General features: G+C 72.6%; 13 protein-coding genes. 8 read left to right on the top strand and 5 right to left on the bottom strand.

From position 1 onward, the window contains the following. Both R6Y94_RS08770 and R6Y94_RS08765 read right to left on the bottom strand, forming a co-directional pair. On the bottom strand, positions 1-657 hold a 657-nt coding region (locus R6Y94_RS08770), incomplete at its 3' end, for a BREX system ATP-binding domain-containing protein (RefSeq protein WP_318395271.1). Beyond that, on the bottom strand, positions 654-1,178 hold the full coding sequence (locus R6Y94_RS08765; RefSeq protein ID WP_318395270.1) for a hypothetical protein: 525 nt from the start codon (positions 1,176-1,178) through the stop codon (positions 654-656). The genes R6Y94_RS08770 and R6Y94_RS08765, both read right to left, overlap by 4 nt. Before the next feature lie 47 nt (positions 1,179-1,225). Here R6Y94_RS08765 and R6Y94_RS08760 point away from each other — a divergent pair, with 47 nt between their 5' ends. Further along, complete coding sequence (locus tag R6Y94_RS08760; protein ID WP_318395269.1) at positions 1,226-1,477, top strand: hypothetical protein; 252 nt, start codon at positions 1,226-1,228, stop codon at positions 1,475-1,477. A 390-nt stretch (positions 1,478-1,867) separates the two neighbouring features. Here the strand turns inward: R6Y94_RS08760 and R6Y94_RS08755 are convergent, their stop codons facing one another. Both R6Y94_RS08755 and R6Y94_RS08750 read right to left on the bottom strand, forming a co-directional pair. Beyond that, a complete protein-coding gene (locus tag R6Y94_RS08755) occupies positions 1,868-2,110 on the bottom strand; it encodes a hypothetical protein (RefSeq protein ID WP_318395268.1) in 243 nt (80 codons plus the stop codon). Between the two features lie 306 nt (positions 2,111-2,416). Continuing rightward, positions 2,417-2,716, bottom strand: a complete 300-nt coding sequence (locus R6Y94_RS08750; RefSeq protein ID WP_318395267.1) for a hypothetical protein — start codon at positions 2,714-2,716, stop codon at positions 2,417-2,419. A 191-nt stretch (positions 2,717-2,907) separates the two neighbouring features. On the opposite strand from R6Y94_RS08750, the gene truB reads away from it, so the two are divergent. The 6 genes from truB (at position 2,908) to dapB (ending at position 10,672) form a co-directional block, all read left to right on the top strand. Continuing rightward, the gene (gene truB / locus R6Y94_RS08745; protein WP_412102712.1) at positions 2,908-3,915 is read left to right on the top strand and encodes a tRNA pseudouridine(55) synthase TruB; all 1,008 of its coding nucleotides are present in this window, start codon (positions 2,908-2,910) and stop codon (positions 3,913-3,915) included. Positions 3,916-4,024: 109 nt separating this feature from the next. Then, positions 4,025-4,969 (top strand): bifunctional riboflavin kinase/FAD synthetase, encoded by a 945-nt coding sequence (locus R6Y94_RS08740; RefSeq protein WP_318395266.1) that lies wholly within the window; start codon positions 4,025-4,027, stop codon positions 4,967-4,969. 281 nt (positions 4,970-5,250) lie between these two features. Then, entirely contained in the window at positions 5,251-5,520 is a 270-nt protein-coding gene (gene rpsO, locus R6Y94_RS08735) for a 30S ribosomal protein S15 (protein ID WP_318395265.1), read from the top strand. Between the two features lie 311 nt (positions 5,521-5,831). Then, positions 5,832-8,219: a polyribonucleotide nucleotidyltransferase gene (locus R6Y94_RS08730; protein ID WP_318395264.1), complete on the top strand. Its 2,388-nt coding sequence runs from the start codon at positions 5,832-5,834 to the stop codon at positions 8,217-8,219. Positions 8,220-8,394: 175 nt separating this feature from the next. Then, positions 8,395-9,771, top strand: a complete 1,377-nt coding sequence (locus R6Y94_RS08725; RefSeq protein WP_412102711.1) for a M16 family metallopeptidase — start codon at positions 8,395-8,397, stop codon at positions 9,769-9,771. A 103-nt stretch (positions 9,772-9,874) separates the two neighbouring features. Further along, positions 9,875-10,672: a 4-hydroxy-tetrahydrodipicolinate reductase gene (dapB, locus tag R6Y94_RS08720; RefSeq protein ID WP_412102714.1), complete on the top strand. Its 798-nt coding sequence runs from the start codon at positions 9,875-9,877 to the stop codon at positions 10,670-10,672. 745 nt (positions 10,673-11,417) lie between these two features. Here dapB and R6Y94_RS08715 read toward each other — a convergent pair. Further along, positions 11,418-12,020 carry a GNAT family N-acetyltransferase gene (locus tag R6Y94_RS08715; RefSeq protein ID WP_318395263.1) on the bottom strand — a complete coding sequence of 201 codons (603 nt, stop codon included), beginning with the start codon at positions 12,018-12,020 and terminating at the stop codon, positions 11,418-11,420. Positions 12,021-12,055: 35 nt separating this feature from the next. On the opposite strand from R6Y94_RS08715, the gene R6Y94_RS08710 reads away from it, so the two are divergent. Continuing rightward, positions 12,056-13,360, top strand: coding sequence for a glycosyltransferase 87 family protein (locus R6Y94_RS08710; protein WP_318395262.1), 1,305 nt, complete (start codon positions 12,056-12,058; stop codon positions 13,358-13,360). The last annotated feature ends 6 nt before the right edge of the window (positions 13,361-13,366 follow it).

The following is a 13,366-nucleotide window of genomic DNA, read 5'->3' as shown; positions in this document are numbered from 1 at the left end:
GGGCCCGGGGGGGGGGCGCCCCGGGGGGGGGGGGGCCCCCCCCGGGGGGGGGGGGGGCCCCCCCCCCCCCCGCCCCCCCCCCCCCACGGCGACCTCCCGTTCCCCGGCGGCGGTTGCCGTACGGTAGCCGCGTAGTGCGGCGGCGAAGCCGGGTGTGCTCCGGGAGATCTCGGCCAGCCGGCGTTCGAGCAGCTCGGTGACGGCCCGGTCGAGGCCGGCGGCGTCGTCCTCGGCGACCGCTCCCCCGGCCAGGACGTCCTCCTCCAGGGCGAAGATCCAACTGTCCAGGACCGGCCGGAGGGCGCTGGGCGCGAACTGTTCGGTGCTCAGGTGCTCGACCAGGCGGCGGTAGACGGTCTCCATCCGGTGCAGCGGTGTCTCGAGTTCGGAGATCTGCACCTCGGCGGCGGCGAACCCGCGGCGCTTCGCGCGTTCGGCGAGCCAGCGGGTGAAGAACGTCTTGCCGGCGCCGTACTCACCCCGGATTGCCTTGAAGACGCCGCCACCGCCGGCGACCCGTTCGAGGTCGTCGTCGATGGCGGATACGAAGCGGTCCAGTCCGACCGCCAGCGCGTCCAGCCCGTTGCTGGGTACGACGCCGCGCCGTAGCGCGTCGACGATGTCCTTCCGCCGCCGCGCGGAGACCTCCGCGGTCACCGCTCCTCCAGCCCGAACTGTTCGACCATCAACGGCACGTCGAGTTTGACGGTGGCACCGTCCGGGTCGATGGTGACCACCGGATAGCCCTCGACCTGGAGCAGCCGACGCAGCGCCACGACGCTGCCGTGGATGCGGTGGGCGGGGATGCCGGCCCGGGCCGCGAGGGTGTCGAGGCTGGCTCGACCGCCTCTGGCGAGCAGCACGGTGAGCATGTTGGCAACCCGCTCGTCCGGCAACGGTGCCCGGGTGCCGCGCCGCTGCCGGTAGATCTCGCTCGCGATGAGCCGCTCGGCGAGGCCGGCCGCCGGCCCACCGGCGGTGACGGCCGCCGGTGGAGCGTCACCGGTACGCGACGATCCTGCGTCCGCCGGTGGGGCGGACCGGCCGGCGAGGGCTGGGGCGCGCTCCGGCCCGGACACCACTCCGACCAGCGGCGCGCCGACCACCGGGACGTTCTCGCCCGTCGGGGCCTCCTCCGCGGGGCGCAGCTCGAACAGGCTCTCCGCCTGGCTCGGCACCGGTATGCTCCGCCGGCGCCCCGATCGGCGCACCGACGTCCGACCAGGTGCACCGCGCCGGCACTGTCATCCGCCGCCGCCGCAACGGCGACCTGCACTGGTGGACGTGGGCGGGATACCGGGCCAACCCCACCCTGGTCGCCACCCTGGCCGAGGTGGTCGACCCGATCCAGCGTTTCGACGACCAGGCGATCCGGCTGCGCGAGAACCTCACCCCGGCGGACTGGCGGTTGTTGACTGCTGACGCGGCGGAGCGCCTGTGCCTGCCGGGGGTGGACGAGAAGCCCTCGCCGGTCTGAAGTTCAGCACGGCACTGCCCCGGCGGCTGGCGGAGGCCACACTTGCCGCCCGGACGGCCGACCTCACCGGCGCCGCCGCCGTTCTTCGACAGCCGGTCATCTTCATGTCCGCACATGGGTGAGGACTTCCGAGACCGGGGGAATCCGTGTCGGCGTAACCCGCGCAGGGCCATCGACGTCGGCCGGACGGCGGCTCGGAGTGGCCCGGTCCCGAGCCGGTCCGGGAGCCCGACCTCGACCACCGCAGGACTCAACGCCCGCCCGGCGAGAGCCATTGCAACCAGTAACGTGCAGACCGGACACCGACGCGCATTCTGTGGCCACGGCTCACTCTCGATCAGTCAGCAGAACCGAGTGGGGCAGAGCCAGCCGGGAATGTTGACGTCGTCGTCATCGTCGTCGGGCAGCCGCGGAATCGGGACCCAGCCGCCGTCGGAGCCGCGCGCGCGGGGGCCGCTTCTCACGCTCCGCTTCGACGGGACACTGGTGCCGGCGGGCGGGTTTGTCGCGATGACCGTCCAGTTGCCCCCATCCGACCCCCACGACGGGCAGGAGCAGCAGCGCCGCCGCGAGGCCGACGAGGAGGATCGCCAGTTTGGCGGCCCCGTTTTTCGTCGTACCGTTCTCCGCCATCGTGCCGCGTCTCCTCGTACCTGACCGGTGGCCATGGCTGACCTTCGGCCCGCGGCGTCGAAGTCTGCCACGGATGATCTTGGGGTGGCTCCTCCGTAAGGTGGCTGACCTCCGGTCACCGGTCGGTCGGACCTCGCCCGATGGGTTGGACCACGACCCAGCCGGCGCCGACCGCGGACAGTTCCGGCCCGCTGCGTGCGTCGGTACTCAGCGGTCCGTTGTCGTCAGCAGCAGTTGCTGCCGCAGCCATCCGGGATCGGGATTGACGAACGACTCGCCCGGAAGGCGACCGTCGGCACCGTCTCGTCACCACCGGTCACGGCTCGTACGGCGGCAGCCCCGGACGGGTCGCGCCAGATGTCGACCCAGTACGCCTGCCGGGCCTGGCGCCCGGGCCGGGACCGAAGTCGGAGGCCGTAGCGGCAGCCCGACCGCCAGTAGTGACCGGCCGGTCGTCGTCCGTACTGCGGCCTGCGCCTCGGCGGCGGTGGTCGGCCGGGGGAAGATCAACGGCCACAGCCGTACGGCCAACGCGCAGAAGATCACCAGAACGGGTACGCCGACCACCGGGGAGCGGTCGGTGAACGGCACCGTCGACAGCAGCACACCGCACCCGAGCATGACACCGGCCCGTCGCCAAACGCGCAGCATGGCGCCGAATCCGGCCGCGTGCGTCGGGGTTGGAGCAACAGTTCGGCTCGCGTCCGGTCAGCGGCAGCACCGCCGGGCCCTGGCCGGGGCCGCACCGGCGTGGGCGAAGCGGCCGGCGGTGGCGGTATCTGGCACGCTGGTATCCCGTGAGCAGTGACGGTCTGATCGTGGTCGACAAGCCCGGCGGCATGACGTCGCACGACGTGGTGGCCCGGATCCGCCGGCTGGCCCGGACCCGCCGGGTCGGGCACGGCGGCACCCTGGATCCGATGGCCACCGGAGTGTTGGTGATCGGGGTCGGCAGGGCGACCCGGCTGCTGACGTACGTGATCGGGGCCGGCAAGAGCTACACCGCGACGATCCGGCTCGGCCAGTCGACGGTGACCGACGACGCGGAGGGCGAGCTGGTCGCGGCCACCCCGGCCGGACACGTCACCGACGAGGCCGTCGCCGCCGGACTCGCCGCGCTGACCGGGGAGATCGACCAGGTGCCGAGCGCGGTCAGCGCGATCAAGATCGACGGGAAGCGGGCCTACAAGCGGGTACGCGACGGCGAGGCGGTCGCCCTCGCCGCGCGCCGGGTCACCGTCTCCCGACTCGACCTGCTGGCCATCCGCCGGCTCGACCTGTCGACGACCGTCGGGGCGGCAACCGGGGACGACGACGACGGCGGCGGCGGCGGACTGGCGGCCGGGGGCGGCGGACTGGCGGCCGGCGGCGGGCTGGCAACCGGGGACGGTGGCGACGGGCTGGCGGTGCTGGACGTGGACGTGGCGGTGGACTGCTCGTCCGGGACGTACATCCGGGCGCTGGCCCGGGACCTCGGGGCCGCGCTCGGGGTCGGCGGGCACCTGACCGCGCTGCGGCGTACCGCCGTGGGCGGGTTCACCCTGTCCGAGGCGGCGACCCTGCCGGAACTGGAGGAACGCGCCCCGGAGGTGGTCAACCTGACCGTCGAGGCGGCGGCCCGGCGGTTCTTTCCCCAGCGCGGGGCCAGCGCCGACGAGGCGAAGGTGCTCTCGCACGGCGGCCCGCTCGACCCGGCCGGCATCACCGGGCCGTACGCGGTCTTCGATCCGGCGGGCGGACTGATCGCTATCGTCAGCGACCGGGACGGCCGGGCCCGGGCGGAGATCGTGCTCGCCCCGGCCTGACGGCGCGGCGAGGGGCGGCGGAGAGGCGGCGAAGGGGCGGCGGAGGCGGCGAAGGCAGGACAGGCAAGGTGCAGGGCAGGGCAGGCAAGGAAGGGAAAAGGGGACCAGCATGCAGCGGTGGCGGGGGTACCACGGGGCGCCGGTCGGCTGGGGTCGGTCGGTGGTCACCATCGGGGTCTTCGACGGGATACACCAGGGACACCAGGCGATCATCGGGCACGCCGTGAAGCGCGCCCGGGACATGGGCGTGCAGTCGGTGGTGGTCACCTTCGACCCGCACCCGGCCGAGGTGGTCCGGGCCGGTTCACACCCGGCGGTTTTGACCGAACCAGCCCGCAAGGCGGAGCTGGTCGAGGCACTCGGGGTGGACATACTCTGCGTGGTGCCGTTCACCCCGGACTTCTCCCGGCTGTCGCCGGAGGCGTTCGTGCACGACGTACTGGTCGAGCAGTTGCACGCCGCGCTGGTGGTGGTGGGGGAGAACTTCCGGTTCGGTCACCGGGCGGCCGGCGACGTGGCGCTGCTGGAGCGGCTGGGCCGCACCTTCGGCTTCGGCGTGGAGGGGGCGCCGCTGGTCGCCGACGCCGACACAGTCTTCTCGTCCACCTACATCCGGGCCTGCGTCGCCGCCGGTGACGTGACCGCCGCGGCGGCGGCGCTGGGCCGGCCGCACCGGCTGGAGGGTGTGGTGGTCCGGGGCGACCAGCGGGGGCGGGAGATCGGATTCCCGACCGCCAACCTGCTCTGCCACCGGTACGCGGCGGTGCCGGCGGACGGTATCTACGCGGCCTGGCTGATCCGGCGGGGCGGCCGGGCGGGACAGGGCGCCGAGCGGCTCCCCGCCGCCGTGTCGATTGGCACAAATCCGACATTCTCCGGGCGCGAGCGCCGGGTCGAGGCGTACGTGCTGGACTTCTCGGACGATCTGTACGGGGAACGCCTCGCCCTGGACTTCGTGGCGTACCTGCGGGAGATGCGCAGCTACGACGGCATCGAGCCGCTGGTGGCGCAGATCCGGGCCGACGTCGAGCAGACCCGCCAGGTACTCGGCTGACGGGCCGGGAGCCGGCGCTTCCTGCCCAGGCCGACCTGCGGCAGCAGCTCGCCGGCCGGCGGTTCGTGGCGCTTTGACCAGGACAGACTTCCCCGGTCGGGCGGCTCGCCCAGGTCGGGCGTGCCCTTGACTCGGCCGAATTGGAGCAGGCTGGTAACCTGACGAGGACGTCGGGTTACCGGCGTGGCCTCGCGTGCCTGCACGACGCCGCGGGTGCGAGGTCGCCCCGGCCCGGTCCACCGACGGCCCGGGCGGAGACGACAATCCAGGAACAGGGAGACATGGCGCTCGACCAGGAAAGCAAGGCCAAGATCCGCCAGGAGTACGCGACCGCCGAGGGCGACACCGGTTCGCCCGAGGTGCAGGTGGCGGTGCTGACCAAGCGGATCGCCGACCTCACCGAGCACCTCAAGGTGCACAAGCACGACCACCACAGCCGTCGTGGTCTGCTGCTGCTGGTGGGTCGCCGTCGGCGGCTGCTCAACTACATGCAGAAGAAGGACATCAACCGCTACCGGTCGCTCATCGAGCGGCTCGGTCTGCGGCGGTGATCTGAGCGGGGGAGCGGCCGTCCCGGTGCCGGCCCGGCGAGACGACGTCGCCGACGGCACCGACGGGCAGCCGCTCCACCCGCCCACCTCGCCACACCCGTAACCAGGGGCCAGCGCGACCACCCGATGGGGAGCCGGTCGACGCACCGGTCCTCGGTAGTGGCCCCCGGGCCGGCCGGCACTCCCGGCGCCCCGGGCGCTTCGATCGAAGACCGGTTGTCTGGGCAGCTCCTCTGGCCACGGTCTCGCACCGGTGGATACCGGCGCGGAGGGCAGTCGCGGGCCCCCGATCGAAGGAGTGCTACCGCACCATGACCGAAACGACCAACCCCAACAGCAGCACGCTGGGCAGCCAGCACCGCACCGCCGTGATCGACAACGGGTCCTTCGGCACCCGCGAGATCACCTTCTCCACCGGGCGGCTGGCCCGGCAGGCCGCCGGCTCCGTCCTTGCCCAGCTCGGCGAGACCGTGGTCCTCTCCGCGACCACCGCGAGCAAGCACCCGAAGGAGCAGTTCGACTTCTTCCCGCTCACCGTCGACGTCGAGGAGCGGATGTACGCGGCGGGCCGGATCCCCGGCTCGTTCTTCCGCCGCGAGGGGCGGCCCAGCGAGGACGCCATCCTCACCTGCCGGCTGATCGACCGGCCGCTGCGCCCGTCCTTCGTCAAGGGACTGCGCAACGAGGTCCAGGTCGTCGAGACCGTGCTGGCGCTCGACCCGCAGCACCCGTACGACGTCGTGGCGATCAACGCCGCGTCGCTCTCCACCAAGCTCTCCGGCCTGCCGTTCTCCGGCCCGATCGGGGCGACCCGGATGGCGCACGTGGACGGCCAGTGGGTCGCCTTCCCGACCATCGAGGAGCTGTCCCGGGCCACCTTCGACATGGTGGTGGCCGGCCGGGCGCTGCCGGACGGCGACGTCGCGATCATGATGGTCGAGGCGGAGGCGACCGACCACACCGTGGCGCTGGTCGCCGGCGGTGCCCCGGCGCCGACCGAGGAGGTCGTGGCGAGCGGCCTGGAGGCCGCCAAGCCGGCCATCCGGGAGCTGTGCCGGGCGCAGAGCGAGCTGGCCGAGATCGCGGCCAAGCCGGTCGCCGAGTTCCCGGTCTTCCTCGACTACACCGACGACGTCTACGAGGCGGTCTCCGGCGCGGCGCGCGGCGAGGTCGCCGAGGCGCTCAAGATCGCCGGCAAGGCGGAGCGCGAAGAGGCGCTGGAGCGGATCAAGGACCGGGTCGTCGAGCAGCTCGCCCCGACCTTCGAGGGTCGGGAAAAGGAGCTCAGCGCGGCGTTCCGTTCGCTGAACAAGTCCGAGGTACGGGCCAGGGTGCTCCGCGAGCAGGTCCGGATGGACGGCCGCGGTGTGCGCGACATCCGGCCGCTGACCGCCGAGATCGCGGTGCTGCCCCGAGTGCACGGCTCGGCGCTCTTCGAGCGCGGCGAGACGCAGATCCTCGGCGTCACCACGCTGAACATGCTCCGGATGGAGCAGGCGCTGGACACCCTCTCCCCGGAGAAGACCAAGCGCTACATGCACAACTACAACTTCCCGCCGTACTCGACCGGTGAGACCGGCCGGGTCGGTGCGCCGAAGCGGCGCGAGATCGGGCACGGCGCGCTGGCCGAGCGGGCGCTGATTCCGGTGCTGCCCAGCCGCGAGGAGTTCCCGTACGCGATCCGCCAGGTCTCCGAGGCGCTCGGCTCGAACGGCTCCACCTCGATGGGCTCGGTCTGCGCCTCCACCCTGGCGCTGCTCAGCGCCGGTGTGCCGCTCAAGGCGCCGGTCGCCGGCATCGCGATGGGCCTGATCTCCGACGAGGTCGACGGCAAGACGCAGTACGTCACGCTGACCGACATCCTCGGCGCCGAGGACGCCTTCGGCGACATGGACTTCAAGGTCGCCGGCACCAAGGAATTCGTCACCGCGCTCCAGCTCGACACCAAGCTCGACGGCATCCCGTCCGATGTGCTGGCGGCGGCGCTGCAGCAGGCGTACGAGGCACGGCAGGTCATTCTCGGCGTGATGCAGAACGCGATCGAGGGCCCGGCCACGATGTCGGACTACGCGCCGCGGGTGACCACGGTGAAGATCCCGGTCGACAAGATCGGCATGGTGATCGGGCCGAAGGGCCAGACCATCAACGCCATCCAGGACGAGACCGGTGCCGAGATCTCGATCGAGGACGACGGCACCATCTACGTCGGCGCGACAAACGGCCCGTCCGCCGAGGCCGCGGTCGAGCGGATCAACGCGATCGCGAATCCGACGCTGCCGAAGGTCGGGGACAAGTTCCTCGGCACGGTGGTCAAGACCGCCGCGTTCGGGGCGTTCATCTCGCTGCTGCCCGGCCGGGACGGCCTGCTGCACATCTCGAAGGTGGGCGACGGCAAGCGGGTCGAGCGGGTCGAGGACTTCCTCAACGTCGGCGACAAGGTCGAGGTGCAGATCGCCGACATCGACGCCCGCGGCAAGATCTACCTGGACAAGGTGCGGCCCGAGGGCGAGGAGGCGCCGGCCCAGCCGGCCGGCGGCGAGCGTCCGGCCGGCCGGGACCGGGGCGACCGTGGCCCGCGCGACCGCAGCGACCGGGACCGGGCCGACCGTGGCCCGAGCCGGGGCGACCGCGAGGGTGGCGAAGGTGGCGGCGAGGGCGGTGGCGGCGAGCCGCGCCGCCGGCGCAACCGGCACAGCTGATCGATCGCGCCGCGCTGGCCTCTGCCGCACCTGATCGTGCGGCACGGGCCGGCGCGGCGTGCGCGGCACTACCGCACCGGAATCGGGTACGGGCACCGGAATCGGGTACGGGCGCCGCACTGTTCCGGATGCGGCGTCCGCCGCGCCGTCGACGTACAGGTAGGAGCCAGGTCCCTTGAGTCGGGCGAAACGAGTGTCGGGCGTCGGTGGCGTTCGCGGTGCCTCCGGTCCGGCGGGCCGGGCGGTGACCCGGGTGGTGGACAGCGACCCGCTCGGCGGGACCGTACGCCGCACCGTGCTCCCCAGCGGGCTGCGGGTACTCACCGAGGCGATCCCGACGATGCGGAGCGTCTCGTTCGGCATCTGGGTGGCGGTCGGGTCCCGGGACGAGACCGGGCCGCAGGCCGGCGTCTCGCACTTCCTGGAGCACCTGCTCTTCAAGGGCACCCGCAAGCGCAGCGCGCTGGACATCTCGGCGGCGATCGAGGCGGTGGGCGGTGAGACGAACGCCTTCACCACCAAGGAATACACCTGCTACTACGCGCGGGTGCTCGACCAGGACCTGCCGTTGGCCATCGACGTGATGTGCGACCTGGTCGCCGACTCGGTGCTGGCCGCCGCCGACGTGGAGACCGAGCGCGGGGTGATCCTCGAAGAGATCGCCATGCACGACGACGAGCCCGGCGACGAGGTGCACGACCTGCTGGCCAGGGCGATCTACGGGGACCACCCGCTGGGCCGGCTGATCTCCGGTACCGAGGAGACCATCTCCCCGATGTCCCGGCGGCAGATCCAGAGCTTCTACCGGCGTCGCTACACCGCACCGTCGATCGTGATCGCCGCCGCCGGCAACCTCGAACACACCGAGGTGGTCAAGCTGGTCCGGCAGGCGCTGCACGGCACCGTACTGAACGGCGAGCCGGCCGCACCGGCCCCGCTGCGCCCGGCCGACACCCGGGTACGCACCAGCCGGCCCGGCAGCGTGGTCGAGCACAAGGAGACCGAGCAGGCGCACGTCGTACTCGGCTGTCCCGGCATCGGCCGACTCGACGACCGGCGGTTCGCCCTCGGGGTACTCAACAACGTGCTCGGCGGCGGCATGTCCAGCCGGCTCTTTCAGGAGATCCGCGAACGGCGCGGCCTGGCCTACTCGGTCTACTCCTACTCCAGCCAGTACGCCGACACCGGCCTCTTCGCGGTCTACGCCGGCTGCGCCCCCGGCAAGGTCGACGAGGTGCTGGAGTTGGTCCGGGCCGAGTTGGCCGAGGTCGCCGCGCACGGCGTCACCGGCGCCGAGCTGGCCCGGGGCAAGGGCATGGCGAAGGGCTCCTACGTGCTCAACCTGGAGGACACCGGTTCCCGGATGAGCCGGCTGGCAAAGGGCGAGCTGCTCTTCGGTGACCTGCTGCCGGTCGACGAGCTGCTGGCCCGGGTCGACGCGGTCAGCGCGGACGAGGTGAACGCGCTCGCGGCCGACCTGCTGGCCCGGCCGATGTCGCTGGCCGTGGTGGGCCCGTTCGGCCCGGACGACTTCCCGGCCGCCGCAGGCTGAGTCGTTCGCCGCAGGCTGAGTCGTTCGCTCCGGCAGCTTCGCCAGCGGGGGCACCCGGCGGACGTGTCCCCGCGGGTGGGATAAGTTGTGCCGCGTGAGTGACGTGCGTGAACCCCAGGCCGGATCGTCCGCCGAGCCGTCGGCCCGGCCGGGGGGAGAGCTGCTGCGGGTCGGTGTGCTGGGTGCCCGCGGCCGGATGGGCGTCGAGGTGTGCCGGGCGGTGGACGCCGCCGATGATCTCGAACTGGTGGCGACGGTCGACGAAGGCGACTCGCTGGGCGATGCCTCCGGCGCGGGCGCCGAGGTGGTGGTCGACTTCACCAACCCGGACGCGGTGATGGACAACCTGCACTGGTGCATCGAACAGGGCATCCACGTGGTCGTCGGCACCAGCGGCTTCACCGAGCAGCGGCTCGACCAGGTGCGTACCTGGCTGTCCCACAAGCCCGGGGTGGGCGTGGTAGTCGCACCGAACTTCGGCATCGGGGCGGTGCTGATGATGCAGTTCGCGGCCCGGGCAGCCCGCTACTTCGAGTCGGTGGAGATCATCGAGCAGCACCATCCGAAGAAGCTGGACGCGCCGAGCGGCACCGCCGCGCACACCGCACGGTTGATCGCGCAGGCCCGGGCCGACGCCGGCCTGGGCCCCGTGCCGGACGCCACCAAGGACGAGGTGCCGGGTGCACGCGGCGCCGACATCGATGGGGTACGCGTGCACGCGGTCCGGGCTGCCGGCCTGGTCGCGCACCAGGAGGTGCTGTTCGGTACCGCCGGTGAGACGTTGACCGTCCGGCACGACTCGTACGACCGGGCGTCGTTCATGCCCGGCGTGCTGCTGGCCGTGCGCTCGGTGCCGCAGCGCCCCGGGCTCACCGTCGGCATCGACGCGCTGCTGGACTGAGGTCGGGGCGGTGTCGACCGCCGCGGATTGCTCCGGCCGGGCCGGGCGAGGGGAGCCTTGCGTGCAGACTGTCGAGCTGGGTGCACAGGCGGGGCGCGTGCGGTGAGCCCCGGACGCCGGCTCGGAGGTGTGCCGAGCCGCCAGCGTTGACCGGTCGCGCGACCGCGCGACCGTGTGACCGCGCGGTGGGTGCCGGGCCCGGCCGAGCCTGGTGGGGCCGTGTGGCCGGGTTGGGACCGTGTGGCCGGGTGAGCCCGATGAGGGCCACACGGCCCGGGCGAGCGCGGCGGCGTCGGCCGGCCGGGGTGGGCGTGGTGGAGGTGAATCCAGCTCGGCCCCGGGCGGGCGCGGCGGGATGGGCGCGTGGCCGGGGCAGCTCGACAGTCTCGTCGGAACCAGCACCCGTCCAGGATGGCGGGCGGGGTGGGCGCGTGGCCGGGGCAGCTCGACAGTCTCGTTGGAACCAGCACCCGTCCAGGCATGGCGCTCCGTCCAGGCATGTGCCCCGTCCAGGGCTCCTGGAACGAGCTGCCGCACACCCTGGTCGCGGTGCAGGATCCGGGACTGGTTCACCCTGCCGCGCGGACTGGCCGACCTGGTCAGCGGCTCGCTGGGCAAGGGCAGCCAGTACCGCTCAAGCTCGGGGCGGCGCTGCTGGCCACCGTACCGGTGGCGATCATCTTCGTGGTCTTTCAGCGCTACTTCGTGCGCGGCGCCAACGAGGGGGGCCGACAAGGACTGAGGCTCAACCCTGCGCGGGCTCGGCGGCGGCGCCCGGCTCGGGTTCGGCGGCGAGCGAGACGTGCAGCCGGAGTTGCGGCACCAGCAGGTCGTCGACGTCCAGCGCCCGGGCCGCCCCGTCCGGCTCCCAGCCGGCGCCGCCGAGGAACTTCCGGGTCGCGGCGTCACCCTCGAAGGCCCAGGCCACCGCCGTGTCGAAGCCGTCGGTACGCCACAGGTCGACGCTGGCGGCGAGCAGCCGGCTGCCGTGCCCGCGCCGGCCCCACCTCGGCTCGACCAGCAGGTCCGTCACGGCGACGACGCCCGCGCCGAGCGCCTCGGCCGGCTCCCCCGGGGCCAGCGCCTGCTCGTCGGGGGGCCCGGATGCGGCAAATCCCACCAGATACGATTGTTCGGCCTGCTCGACGGCGACCAGGACGCGGTGCCGTTCGGAGGGGGGCGCCTCGACCGCCGCACTCCACCGGCGACCGAGCCATTCCTCGTCCAGGTTGTCGAGCACGTGCTTGGGCAGCATCCTGCGGTACGCGACCCGCCAGGTCGCGAGCTGGATGCGTGCGATCTCGCCGGCGTCTGACGGACGCGCCGGGCGGACGTACCCGAGAGCCATGAGTGGGAAGCCTACGCAGGGCAAGGGGGGCGGTAATGGCGCAGGGTGCCGGTTGGCGTACCCGGTACCAGGTGCTATTCGTGATCGCGTTGGCGGTGCTGGTCGCCGGGTTCCTCTCGGTGGCGGCGGTCCGGCACGGCTTCTTCGACCTCCGGGTCTACTACGGGGCACTGCACCACTGGGTACGCGCCGACGGCGAGATCTACGACTGGCTCAAGCCGGACAGCAAGTACGGCTTCACCTATCCGCCGTTCGCAGCGCTGACGATGCTGCCGCTGGCGTACCTGAGCTGGCCGGCTGCCATGGTGATCAGCGTCACCCTGACCGTACTGGCCAGTGCGCTGCTGATCTGGTGGCTGGTCGACCCGGTCGCCCGCCGGACGGGCTGGACCCGGTGGTTCACCCTGGCCGTCGCGCTCTGCCTGGCGGCGGCTTTCGAACCGATGCGCGAGACGGTCAACTTCGGCCAGGTCAACATGCTGCTGCTGTTCCTGGTCGGTGCCGACCTGCTCTGGCTGGTCGCCCCGGTGACCCCGTTCGGGCGCCGGCTGCCGCAGCGCTACCGCCGCTTCGCCGGGGTGGGTGTCGGGCTGGCCACGGCGATCAAGCTGACCCCCGGCATCTTCATCGTCTATCTGCTGGTCACCGGGCGCTGGCGGGCGGCGCTGGTGGCCAGCGGTACCGCGGCCGCGGTCACCCTGCTCGCCGCCGGGGTGGCCCCGGACGCGTCCCGGGAGTTCTGGACCACCGCGCTGTGGGACACCGACCGGGTCGGGTCGCTGTCGTTCATCTCGAACCAGTCGTGGCAGGGTGTGGTCGCCCGGCTCGACCCGGACCATCCGAACACGCTGCTCTGGCTGGTGCTGGTGGCGGCGACGGTGGGGGTCTGGATCTGGCGGGCCCGGGCCGCGGCGGCGGTCGGCGACGAGGCGACCGGGCTGGCGCTGACCGGTGTGGTGCAGAGTCTGGTCAGCCCGGTCACCTGGGTGCACCACCTGGTCTGGCTGATCCCCGCGTTGATCCTGCTGGTCGACAACGCGTACGCCGCCCCGGCCGGCGGCGGGCGGCGGCGCTGGCTGCTGCGGTTCGCGGTCTTCGGGTACCTGGTGCTGATCAGCCGGCTGGTCTGGATCTGGGAACGCCGCTTCGACGGCCTGCTCGGTTTCCTGGGCAGCAACGCCTATGTCTGGATCAGCGTCGCGCTGCTGTTCGCGCTACCGGTGCGGGGGGCCGGCCAACTCGCCGAGACGGGCGGCGTAGCGGAGTTCGACCAGCCCAAGCGGCGGCCGTCCCCCCGACCGTTGCAGTTCGTAGGTCGACCGCTCACCATCCGCGACTAATCCGGC

It is taken from the genome of Plantactinospora sp. KLBMP9567 (genome assembly GCF_033446045.1).
Classification (GTDB): domain Bacteria; phylum Actinomycetota; class Actinomycetes; order Mycobacteriales; family Micromonosporaceae; genus Plantactinospora.
The sequence above is the reverse complement of the archived record's forward strand: the minus strand, read 5'-3'. Positions and strand labels throughout refer to the sequence as shown.